General features: G+C 34.7%; 9 protein-coding genes and 1 pseudogene. 4 read left to right on the top strand and 6 right to left on the bottom strand.

The window, feature by feature from the left end; genetic code table 11:
- Positions 1-57: 57 nt before the first annotated feature.
- Positions 58-462 (top strand): hypothetical protein, encoded by a 405-nt coding sequence (locus QQS35_RS22420; RefSeq protein WP_285934492.1) that lies wholly within the window; start codon positions 58-60, stop codon positions 460-462.
- A 267-nt stretch (positions 463-729) separates the two neighbouring features.
- Here the strand turns inward: QQS35_RS22420 and QQS35_RS22415 are convergent, their stop codons facing one another.
- Positions 730-5,082, bottom strand: coding sequence for a LamG-like jellyroll fold domain-containing protein (locus QQS35_RS22415; protein WP_285934491.1), 4,353 nt, complete (start codon positions 5,080-5,082; stop codon positions 730-732).
- 644 nt (positions 5,083-5,726) lie between these two features.
- Positions 5,727-7,208 carry a DUF4179 domain-containing protein gene (locus QQS35_RS22410; RefSeq protein WP_285934490.1) on the bottom strand — a complete coding sequence of 494 codons (1,482 nt, stop codon included), beginning with the start codon at positions 7,206-7,208 and terminating at the stop codon, positions 5,727-5,729.
- Positions 7,209-7,526: 318 nt separating this feature from the next.
- On the opposite strand from QQS35_RS22410, the gene QQS35_RS22405 reads away from it, so the two are divergent.
- The 3 genes from QQS35_RS22405 (at position 7,527) to QQS35_RS22395 (ending at position 10,443) form a co-directional block, all read left to right on the top strand.
- Complete coding sequence (locus QQS35_RS22405) at positions 7,527-8,138, top strand: DUF421 domain-containing protein (protein WP_285934489.1); 612 nt, start codon at positions 7,527-7,529, stop codon at positions 8,136-8,138.
- A 12-nt stretch (positions 8,139-8,150) separates the two neighbouring features.
- On the top strand, positions 8,151-9,458 hold the full coding sequence (locus QQS35_RS22400; RefSeq protein ID WP_285934488.1) for a chloride channel protein: 1,308 nt from the start codon (positions 8,151-8,153) through the stop codon (positions 9,456-9,458).
- A 292-nt stretch (positions 9,459-9,750) separates the two neighbouring features.
- The gene (locus QQS35_RS22395) at positions 9,751-10,443 is read left to right on the top strand and encodes a DUF421 domain-containing protein (RefSeq protein ID WP_285934487.1); all 693 of its coding nucleotides are present in this window, start codon (positions 9,751-9,753) and stop codon (positions 10,441-10,443) included.
- Positions 10,444-10,596: 153 nt separating this feature from the next.
- Here the strand turns inward: QQS35_RS22395 and QQS35_RS22390 are convergent.
- The 4 genes and pseudogenes from QQS35_RS22390 to QQS35_RS22375 all read right to left on the bottom strand — a co-directional run.
- Positions 10,597-10,683, bottom strand: a pseudogene (locus QQS35_RS22390) (YjcZ family sporulation protein); the annotation flags it as partial.
- A gap of 507 nt (positions 10,684-11,190) precedes the next feature.
- Positions 11,191-11,418 (bottom strand): hypothetical protein, encoded by a 228-nt coding sequence (locus QQS35_RS22385; protein ID WP_285934486.1) that lies wholly within the window; start codon positions 11,416-11,418, stop codon positions 11,191-11,193.
- Between the two features lie 171 nt (positions 11,419-11,589).
- Entirely contained in the window at positions 11,590-11,796 is a 207-nt protein-coding gene (locus QQS35_RS22380) for a TM2 domain-containing protein (RefSeq protein WP_285934485.1), read from the bottom strand.
- A 341-nt stretch (positions 11,797-12,137) separates the two neighbouring features.
- Complete coding sequence (locus QQS35_RS22375; protein ID WP_285934484.1) at positions 12,138-12,494, bottom strand: nucleotide excision repair endonuclease; 357 nt, start codon at positions 12,492-12,494, stop codon at positions 12,138-12,140.
- Positions 12,495-12,541: the final 47 nt, after the last annotated feature.

Here is a 12,541-nt window from a genome sequence, read left to right as displayed (position 1 = left end):
TGACTTTATACCACACAGATTTAGAGTTTAATAAATAAAATTAAGGAGTGAATGCTATTGAAACATACAACTGAATTTATATTAGGATTAATCGGCTCAGTTTTAGGCATCTTATTTACAATAATATGGTTTTTTGCGGGAATTGAATTTTGGGCCACTTTCTCTTCAGGGTTTTTAGGTGAACCTGATAATATTGTATCAGATGAAGCATATGGAATCGGCCTGATTATTACTCTATTTCAAGTATTCATCTTATCCGCAGTTTACATTGTAAGTTGTATCTTTTCGATTCCATCTTTTCTAGAAAAAAGCAGTAAACGAAGTGGAATTATTTTGTTAATCGGAGGAATTCTAGCACTAATTGTCAATGTTGCTTCATTAATTCCTAGTGCCCTACTTATTATTGCGGGTGGATTATGTTTCCGGAAAGCACCTGCAGAATCTGTAAAAGAAACAGCCTAGACTTTTAAAACTCTCTATCTGTTGTGGAAAAACTTTCTCTTAGCAAAAACATAGTGATGTCCTATTTTTGTTCAACGATGATATTTATCCAAGATTATTTTAGTTTGGAATTATATAAGGATCTTCGGATTTTCATTTATGAAACAGAAGTTTTGGAGTATTCTGCTCTCGCTAGGTAACGTAGAAAGTTATTTACTTTTTTAAAAAAGAAAAACCGTTTAGTTGATTATTACTGCAACTAAACGGTTCCAAAGAATGATACTTTTATTAACTTTCTTGATTCTTGTTTTTTCTTATAACAATTATCGTGCTAAAACCAATAACAAGTAATAAAGCCCCTAAGACTAACCAGTTATATTGGTTTGTTGCTGTTTCTGGTAATTCCTCCCCAGACGATTCATCGGCGTCAGCCTCTTTTGTTTCTTCATTAGAATCTTCCGTTGTTTCCTCTTCATCTACTGGTTCTTCGGTATTTGTTTCCGTCTCTTCTAGTCCATCTATCGCTGCTTGCAAGGCAATGATAGCTTCTGTTACTTCTTCTTCTGAATTAACAGCATTGAGTGCTGCTTGTGCATCTGTTATTGCTGCTTGTAATGCTGCATAAGAAGATTCTGTATATCCATCACCAGATAACTCTTCTGCTTTCTCAATTAATTTCTCTAAATCTGTTACATCAGGGTCAGCTTCAGCTATTTCAAACACACCATAAACACTAAAGTGAGTTACTTCTGCAACAACTTCACCAGTCTCTTTATTATAAGAAATCGGCGTAATCATTTCTTGTTTTATTCCATTTTCATCAATATATACTACTTTTATATCTTCCCAATTTGTTACTTTCTTTGGGTCAATCGTAAATGTTAGTGTAATTGGTGTATCAAAACTTACATTTTCACCATTTGAAGTTAGTGTAAAGTCATATAACTCACTTAAACTATCAGCATTATTCGATTTAACTTTGTCCGATACATCATCAAAGTTAAACGTCACATCGGCGTTTATTTTTAATACGGATACTGGAACTGTCGCTTTTACTTCTTTATAAGTCATTTCAACAGAAGCATCATCATTCAATTGATTAATTACCTCTTTTTTAAACTCAGTAGTCTTTGTGACCTTATTTGTTTTGTAGACATTATCATCTAACTCTAAATCTTTTGTATCACTTATAATCGTTTCTTCTGGCTCTGGTTGTGGATCTGGATTCGGATCTGAATCTTGCTCTACTAATCCATCAATCGCTGCTTGTAAAGCTGTGATAGCTGCAGTTACTGCTTCTTGTGAATTAACAACATTGAGTGCTGCTTGTGCATCTGTTATCGCTGCTTGTAAGGCTGCATAAGAAGATTCTGTATATCTATCACTAGAAAATTCTTTAGCTGTCTCAATTAATTGCTCTAAATCCGTTACATCAATTTCTGGTTCACTAGGATCTTCAACAACGCTATCATAATAAGCCTTAATATCCTGTGCAGAAAGTGCTGTTTCACCGTATATACGTAAATCATCCATTAAACCTTTGTATGGCGTATCCCAGTAATTTACACCCAAACCAAACAATGCTTCTTCAGTCGTAAATACATTCGGGAAGTCCTGTCCGGCAAACGCTTCCTCACCATTGATATAGACTACAGCATCACCGTTATCAACAGTGAAAGCTACATGTGTCCATGCGTTTGTTGGAATCGTATCACCTATTGTTGCATGATAACGATCATTTCCATCACTATCAACCATTACATCCGTGTGCGTTTCTCCACCTACCGGGCCTGCTGGAACCAAACTAACCCAGTTACTATTTGTTCTTGTCCCAAAAAATGCAGTTGTATAGTCATTTAATTCTGATGGATTCAACCACAAGGAAACAGAATATTCATTACCTGAAAGCAATCCATCTGGTAATCTTACTCCAGATTCTCCATTGAATACTGCAGCTTGTCCACTGATTCCTTCTGTATAAGAAATAGAACCACCTGTATTATCAATGAGGTCTCCAGTAATGGAACCTGCATCAAAATTACCTGTTTCTTCATTTAAACTATCTTCAAAATTATAATTCGCTGTTAATCCTTCTGGGTTTTGATAAAGTTGCTGAACCTCTTGTTCTGGTAAAGCCATGCCATCATAAACACGAACTTCATCCATTAAGCCTTTAAAAGGTGTATCCCAGTAATTAACACCTAACCCAAAGCTTGCATCTACTGATGTAAATATATTCGGGAAGTCTTGTCCACTATATTTCTCTTCACCATTGATGTAAACCTTGGATTCTCCTCCATTAACCGTCAATGTAAAATGCGTCCATTCATCTACTGGAATAATGGAATCAGATGTTAAATCATACCAATCACTTCCATTATGAACCCATGCCTTAGTTACACCACCGGCATTTGGCGTGACACTAATCCAGTTGTTTTCTGTTCTTGCACCAAAGAAGGTTGTCGTAAATTCAGTAATTTCCTCGGGTTTCACCCATAATGATACCGTGTACGTATCACTAGCTATTAAGCCATCTGCTAAACGTAGTCCAGATTCACCATCAAACTTAGCTGCTTGTCCAACTACACCATCAGCAAACGTGATATTCCCACCTTCATTATCGATTCTATTACCTGTAACGGTTGCATCATCTTTACTTCCGGTCGTGTCTTCAAAGCTATCATTAAAATTATAGTAGGCAGCTAATCCACCTTCTGACTCGGCAAGTACAGTAGTTTCAACTGTAAGTGTTTCTGTCACATCCCCTAATGAAATATTTGCTGTCAGTGTAACTGATACATCATCCGAACCCAACCTCGGTCGAACTACTTCGCCTTCATTTGAAATCACTTCAGTGTTTGAGGATTCCCAAGATATCTCAGTTCCTCTTGTTGCTACAGTTTGAAGTGACAGATCATTAGTAACAGTTTCCGAAATTGTGTTCCTTAGTTCTTCTTTTATGGCTGCCACTAACTCTTCATCTGATGACTCTTCTACGTGACTACCCCAGATAACAACACCATCATCAGACATAGCACTAAAAGTCATTACCCAACTCTCTGATGTAGGATCATATTGTTTGATGAATACACCATCGTAGGTGTTATCACCATTAATCGTTAATTTCGCTCTGTAATTGTCGTACAATTCCCAAGTACCTTCAACAGAACCAGAAATAGTGTTATCCTCATTTAACTTAACCCATGTCGATTCTGTTACTTCACCAGTAATCTCTTCGCCATGGTTAATAAATTTATAGTCACCAGTTACATCTCCACTTGAAACGGTTTCAATTGTTTCACCAGCATAGTGATACGGTGTTGGCACTGGCCACTTATCACTATTTTTAAACGTTTGATGCACACGAACCTCATGCATTTCTCCTTGTTCTGGGAAACGCGTATGGGTAACAATAAATTCTTTTCCAGTCTCAGAATCAGAGTAATAAGAGTTATGACCAGGAGCCGCATAACCTGTCCCTATTCCAGAGCCATCTTCTCCAAGATCTCTCTTGAACAAGAAGTTCCCCATCATTTTGTTACCAATATCTTTATGGTCATCATTTCCCGGAAAATTCCCTACACCCATATCGAAACTATCTGGAAATACTGCTTTGTTCCCTGAAGCATCTGTATATGGTCCTTTAATGTTTTCAGATCTAAACTGTCTCATTTGATAACCACCATCGGATGCTAATCCACCATAGGTGATATAAAGATAATAATATTCTGACTCCTCATCGTACACTGCATACGTAGCTTCGCCGGATCTACCATATCCACCAGCAATTTTCGTACCATAATATCTATCTATCATTCTACCATCTTCTGTTTGACCATCTTTTCCAGGGTATTTTGGTAGACCGGTTTGTTTATCCAATTCTAAGATAAATGTACCACCTGACCAAGATCCGTAGGTCATCCATAATGTACCATTTTCATCATAAAGAATATTGGCATCAATGGCATTTGTATAAAGCGCATTATTAAAATCACCATCTTCAGTAAACCAATCTGGATTTACCTCATCAATATCCCCTTTTTCAATAAGATCTGGAATGTTTGTATTTTCATAGTGTTTATTGACATCACTACTATTGTCATACGTTTCATAATTCGTAAAGCCAGAGTACATAATTGTATCAACATACTGATACGGTCCTTCAATGTTTTCAGATACCGCAATTCCTATTGCTGATCTGATATAAGTAGAAGATACACTGTAGTACATCATATACGCGCCAGTAGACCCATCCTCATGGAGATAATCTTTATTGTAGAAAATGTCTGGTGCCCATACCGCAAATCCTCCAGAACTATCCGCATCATCTTCTCCTGCCCATTCAAATGACTCAGCAAGATTATTTGATAAATCTCCATAAATCGGATTATTTTCTGGAGTTTCATACTCCCTATCTACGATAGAGGTCCAATTTATTAAGTCATCAGATTTAGCTGCTGCAATGTGTGAACCAAACACATAGTAAACATCTTCCCCCTCTTCTTTAATAATCGATGGATCATGAACGGAAGCTCTATCAAATTCAAGCGGTTCGGTTTGCTCATTTCCAAGAACTGTATTAGGAACTAATAAAATTAATAATATAAAGATAGAGATAAGTAGTTGAAAAGACTTTCTCATTAATTAATTTCCCCTCTCGTTTAATAACAACTAATGTAAACGTCGTCATTTAACTGATTTGTTTAAAATCAAGAATTTAATTTAGGTAATCGTCTCGCTGTAGAAGAACAAGGAGATTTTGCTCTTTTTTCTTTTGGTGTATGTAATTAGAATACAAAAGTGGCTGTTGCATGAGCAACTTAGTTAAACAAAAAATTTAGTGGCTAAAAACTTTGCGGAATGTTACACGTTACGACATAAAGCTATTGATTCATTAACCCCCTCCAATACAATAGATGTACTTATAACTATAAAGCGTTTACAAAAAGTTATTAATAAGTTAACTTCTCTAAACACTACTTAACATAATACACCGTTTAATAATTGTCAACCTGTATCTGCAAGTAAAATTAGTCTAGAGACGTACTTATTTATTAATATATCAAAACCAACACAAAAAGTTGTCCGGTTCACCGATGCCCTTGTCCCATTCAAGTATCTAAAATCTATATACACATACAATACCAAGATCACTTATCACACTGTTGTAGAACGTCCCCATAAAAGTCCATCAACCAAAATAGGAGCACTGCTTTTATAGGGATTTAGCATCGATTACATAGGATGAACCTTGCGTCTACACCATTAAAACCTGCAAACACTCTTCAATCATTTAACTCAATTTCGACTTTTTCATCTAGGTACGTTGTTTTTCCATAACTATTTATTTTAATTGCCTTGGGTTTGATTACTTCTCCCTGTCCGTCATCAAGAATTATTTCAGATTGTGTTACAAAGAAGCTAATTTGCCCATCTCCGGTCCAATCTTTTAATTGTTCTCGATTAAAAACATCACCGTTTTCTGTCACATAAACCCCATCGACTTGCATACTAGGCATCGAGCTTCCACTCTCACCAACAGCCTCAACGTCCAATCGTTCAAAATCGCGTCCTTCTTCCCACTCAATCCCTACTGATAATTTTCCGGGTGGATCTAGATCGATTTCTTCCACTGTTATATCTATTCCTCTAAACTGAAACATTTGAGGAAGTTGACTAGGATTTATGTCATACGATTTATCCACTGGTATATTTTCATTAATTAAAGATACATGGACATTAAATGATGTTTTTTGGTTGTAATACATAGAGTCGAAAGGTAAAAATTGCGTGTAACGATTCTGTTCGTTGAAGCGCCACTCATCAGGTATTAACGAGTCCATCCTTTCAAGATCATCTGTATCTGTAGATAACTTTTCAAAAGAAAAATAATTGCTTGTCCTTTCCTCCCCCGTATTATTTTGATAGAAAAGAAAGGTAGTTGTAGGAGCAATGATAAGCTTATTAAAAGAAACCATATGACCAGCTACTTCTATTTCTTGATCAATCTGTTTTTCTATAATCTCTTCTTTCTCAATTGGTATTGTAAATGTCCATTTGCCTTCTAGGCCTATTTCATTTTTAGGTTCAAAATACCCATCTGATTCCACTACTTCTATTAATTTTGAAATTTCCAATTCAATTTCTGATTGTTCTTTTTTTAATGGAAGCATGGTAACCCTGCCTCTATAGGTACGATTATTTATCCTCTCTATATCATTTGTAAAAGCAATCGAATCGCTAGAACTCGAAGACCAATTAAAAACATCGTAATCCTCGGCAACAGAAACCGAAGAAGGGTTAACTCTATACAATTTGTCTTCCTCTAAATTCTCAACTTCATAATAGACAAAGGTTTGAATCTCATCTGCTAAAACATGTGTAATTCTGATCTCAAATCCATTATCCTCTTGTTCGAGATTTAAAGTATTTCCAACTCCAAACTGATGAATATCAGTAATTGTATCTTCCTCACTCACGGCAAGTCCGTCCCACCAACTGACAACTTTTTGAAAACCACCAGTTACATAAATGATTCCTAAACCTATTAGTACAATAATTAGTATGCTCCCCCAAACAAATCTAGGAATCTTCTTAGCAATTGCAATAATTGAAATGCTAGCCGCTCTTTGACTATATTTGTTATAAGCCTTATTACACTTTGAACAGCTATTTAGATGATTTTCTAATTCTACTATAATTTCAGAATCTGCTAAACTCCCATTAAAATACTCCTTAAATTGCTGACGACACTTTTTACAAACCATTATGCACCACCTTCTCCGACATGGGACAGATTTCTTGTTGTCCCATTACTATCTATTAGGTTAAATTCTATCACTTCACCTAGAATTCTGAAATATCCATATTCCTTCGTATGATTAAAATAAGTGTAAGATTTATCAGCATACTCTTCTATGAAGCTCCTTCGTATTATTTAATTTATTTTCTTCTACTTCACTTTCAAATATGTAATCGATAAGCAATAATACGTGTATTTTGAACTACAAAAACACCACGGCATATGTATATTTTAACTTGTTCTTAACAAGATATATATGGAGGCTAACAAGGAGGAATTGTGTTTGGATTTACATTTCACATGGAAAGCTATTGTCGTTGTCATTGGTGGAATACTTATTTTACGCTTAGCAGGGCGGAAATCCATATCGCAGTTAACCGTTGCACAGACTGTCATGATGGTTGCTGTAGGTTCCTTAATTATTCAACCTGTAGGTGACCGTAACATTTGGATTACGATGGTAATCACGTTGATAATGGTTTTTACACTTATTTTCATTGAACGTATTGCCTTAAGATACGACAAAGCAGAAACCTTTATCTATGGAAAATCACGCCTTGTAGTTGAGAATGGTCAGATCAATGTCGAAAACTTAAAAAAACTACGCTTAACTGTTGATATGTTAGAAGTACGTTTGCGACAACAAAATATCCAACATATTAGCGATTTACAATGGGCGACAATTGAGCCAAACGGTCAGTTAGGATATGTGCTAAAGCCTGGTAAACAATCTGCAACAAAAGAAGATATCCAAATGCTCAGATCATTAATTCAGGGTACCCAGTTTTATCCACCATCATATTTCATAAAAAACAATCCTGAAGACACTGAAAATATCTTTACCGAAGTCAAAAATAAAGAACACAAACAAGAACCTCCTGAAGGTTTGAAATGAGGGACAATTGGCGTGAACATAAAAGAAAAATATACAAACCTTTTTTTAACGCTTATTCAGTGGATATTATTCGGTAGCATTATTGGCGGTGTAGTTGGATCAACAACGGCTTTATTACTTGAGGCAAACGATTACTTAGGAGAGTTACGTGAGAAGGATAGTCAGTGGCTTGTCTTTCTTCTTCCTTTAGGTGGAATTTTAATCGGATACATATATATGAACTATGGAAAAGTATATTTGAATCATTCATTACATGATGCTGCAGAACAAAATAACTTGGTGATTGAAGGAGTACAAGGAAAAAAACAACTATTAAAACGTATGGGGCCAATCACCTATTTAGCTACCTTCATCACCGTTTTATTTGGTGGATCGACTGGAAGAGAAGGAGCTGCTATTCAAATGGGTGGAAGTGTAGCCCAAACGGTTAATCGTTTATTCAAAATAAAGATTTTCGATAAACGCATTCTGATTATGAGTGGAATAAGCGCAGGATTTGGGGCAGCTTTTGGAGCTCCGATTGCTGGAGCTTTTATGGGAATCGAAATGGTTGCTTTAGGTATGATTAAATTTGAAGCCATCATCCCATGTCTTATCGCAAGTTATGTTGCACATTTTATAACGACAGGCGCTTGGGGAGTTGAGCATGAAGAATTAATAATTGAAATGGTGCCAGAACTATCTCTACTTACCTTTGCAAAAGTCATTCTAGTCTCACTTATTTTTAGCCTTTTAAGTATATTATATTGTCAGTTAAGACATTGGATTCAGGAAACGTCCGAGAGGTTATTCAAGAAAAACCATATGAAACGTGCTTTTATGGGGGGAATTATTATAGTAATATTCACGTTAATCATTGGTTCCCAAGATTACAATGGTCGCGGACTAGAAATGTTGCAACAATCTTTTACCGAAGATGTTCCTCCATTCGCCTTCTTAGCAAAACTCGTATTCACTGCTGTTACACTTGGAACTGGCTTTGTTGGTGGTGAGGCTATTCCATTATTTTTCATGGGTGCTACATTAGGTAATACGTTACATGATTTTATTGGTTTGCCTATATCATTTCTCGCTGCATTAGGGTTAATCGCTACCTTTAGCGGAGGTGCTAATGTACCGATAACAGCATTCTTATTGGCATTGGAAATGTTTGATGGAAAAGGTTTAGAGTTCTTTTTTGTTGCCTGCTTTGTTAGCTATATATTTTCTGGACACCACGGGCTATGGCCATCTCAACAAGTTCATGAACCTAAAAGTAGATTATATAATATCCCCAATGGAAAAACGATTAAAAGTATTGAAAAGAATAACGATACCTGACCTTGTTTTCCTTTTCTTTTCACTTCCATATTGCTAGCGTTTTAGCACAAAAAGCAATACACACGCTAAAGACATAAACGATAATCAATTATACGAATAACTGCTTACTTTCTAAGTATCGGGATACCCATCCTTTAGTTATAAAGAAACATTGGACTTAAAATCCGCTAGGACAATACGTTGGGACAAGATTTTTCTGCGCAGAAAGTAAACCATCATTTCACCTCTTCTAGTATGAACAACCTTAATATGGTAATAATGTGGTTGACACTGACTTTTAGGGGATGAAACAATGGATGAATATATTTCAATTATAACTGAACTATTATGGGGATTTATTTTATTGTTTGTTGTTTTAAAATGTTTAGGGAAAACACAATTCGCGCAAATTTCTCCTTTTGAATTTATTTCCGCAATAATTTTAGGGGAACTCCTAGGTAATGCTATTTATGATAATGAAATAACATTTAGTCATATAACCGCAGCTATATTGTGTTGGGGTATTCTTATTTATGTTGTAGAAATGTTAACTCAAAAATTTAAAGGTACACGAAAGCTTCTAGAAGGAGAACCAAACATAGTCATTCATCAAGGAAAAATAAAATATGATGCTCTTAAAAAAGGCAAAATAGATATCAATACATTACAAAGTTTAATAAGACAACAAGGTTATTTCTCAATTCAAGAAGTTGAGTTTGGGGTTTTGGAATCAAATGGTAAAATTAGTGTTCTGCCCAAGTCAGAGCATGATACTCCAAAAAATAGTGATCTAAACGTGCCTACTAAACCAGTAAATATACCGATTACACTTATTTTGGATGGGGAAGTTGTTTACGATAATTTAAGTGAAGTTGGGTTTGATGAAAAATGGTTAAAAGATCAACTAGCAATGCAAAGCATTACGAATTATAAAGAAGTCCTTTATGCTGAATGGCTGCCAAACAAACCATTATATGTAGTAGGTTATGAGAAAAAATCTAGTTAATTTGATAGATAAAATCAAATATGTTTTTTTTAAAAAAAGGTGGAGAAACCCTTTCTTCTAAGACCATACAACAAGATGAGTAATTATCAAGCGTACATTTGGTGGTTATGGTCATTACCTGCATAGAGAAATTGTAAAAAAAGTGGTAATTTATTAACTGTACCCTCCACCAATAGGGTAGTCGTCACCTACGATAATCAATAGAATAAATAGAATTACTAACAAAATAAAACTGTTATTTCAACCGAATAACTGAAAAAAGCTTTTCAAAATTTTTAACATGGATAATCTTATGTAAATGATGATAGGAAGGCTAAGCTCTCCCCAGCATGGGGATTCAGATTGAATAAAGGCTTAGCGAGGATTACTTTCTTAAGTATTTTTAAATATTATCGTGAAGGTATAAACTAGCGGATATAACAGAGTCTCTGAATTTTTTTGTTAGACGATTTTTAAAAGGAAAATGGTAAAGAAAGGCTGTTTTTCGTTATCTAAGATTTTGTAGAAATTTAATAAGTTAGAAATTAGTGAAAATATGCTGATGAAAAAGAGATGAATTTATTTGAATGGGGCTATGTTTTTGTCCAAGTGGTATAATTTATTAGCATTGACTGTAAATATTTTAGGAGGTAATATAACTTAAATCGTCGCTTCATGAACAGTAAATCCAATATAAAGATTATATAAGTGTAAGTTCTAGCTTCATATTGTTTGTTTTCCCTTCTAGAACTAGTAACAAAATAAAAATTAAATCTTCTTCTTCACATCTTGTTTGATTGATTCAATTAAGTCCTCCGGTAAATCAATAGGAACAGAAGTATGATTTTCAAAAGCCCAAGCATTAACTATTCCAAGGTCAGACTTGTCAAAAGTTACGCTAAAATTCTTACCCTCGCTAGTAAAATCAGCAGTTACAGTTTCTGCGTTATAAAATCCATCGTCAATAATCATATTTTTAATCTGATATGGTTTCATTTTTAAACTCCTTATTAACAATCTTACTAAGTATAATTAACCTTTTCTTTTTGTTTATACATTTGCGCGATTCGTATTTTTTAAAAGGACGCATCAGCAGTTTTTGCCCTCTTCATACATAGAAAAAGGCTGGTTGCATTTTAGATACCATACAACCGGCCTTTAAGCTTTTTAACTAACTACATATTTAGATTGAAACTTCTCCTCAGAGCTAAACAGATAGATGATACCTTCTATAAAACCTATAATTGCTGGTATGCCTGTCCAGCAGAATACTAAATATAAAATACCCTTTCCTTTTTGACCAAGATAAAATTTGTGTATTCCGAAATCTCCCAAGAAAATACCTAGTAATCCAGCAGCTAACTTACTTTTCATCTATATCAACCTTTCTACATTCATTATTTCTTTGTTTCGTTAAATGCGTCTTACAAGAGTTTACAATCCGAAATCAAAACGGTTATAGTTACCCTTTCCCAAATAAAAATGCTAGCAAACCTATACATAATGGAAGAATCAATGAAATAATGCTACACTTTTAATTCTTATACTAATATTTCGGATTTCTAAAAACTAGTAAAACTACATTTCAGTTTACAGATTAGCTCCAACAAAAAAACATCCCTTGGAAAAGTATATCTTTTTCCAAGGGATGTTTATTTTCGGGACATAAGGGCAGTTGTACCTCTTGTCACTAATAGTCCATCAATGTAAGCAACTTATCTAAATAACGCTTTGTCTATATTATATTTTGCTTTAAGCTCATTAATAATATACGTTTCATAAATTTCTCTATGGACAGGATCTTCAACGAGACATACATCAATCGTAGCCACTTCATCACGGTGATTTTTTATTACCGATACATTATCCTCAAAGTGCTTCTTAACTCTTTGTCTTAGCTTTCTAGCCTTCCCAACGAAAAGTAATTCCTCATTAATGTTATAAAACATGAAAATCCCACCTTTATCTCTAGGAATCAGGTGAAGCTCTGTAAAACCATATACATTGCTTTCTTCAGGATAATCCTTTTTATTAATCGTAATATCCGCTTTTGGTATTGTTATTTCTATCATATAAAACACGTCCCTTTTTTTCTTTAGTAGATGTTCATACTAGCATA

It is taken from the genome of Aquibacillus rhizosphaerae (assembly GCF_030282825.1).
Taxonomy (GTDB): domain Bacteria; phylum Bacillota; class Bacilli; order Bacillales; family Amphibacillaceae; genus Aquibacillus_C; species Aquibacillus_C rhizosphaerae.
This window is presented reverse-complemented; position numbering and strand designations above follow the sequence as displayed.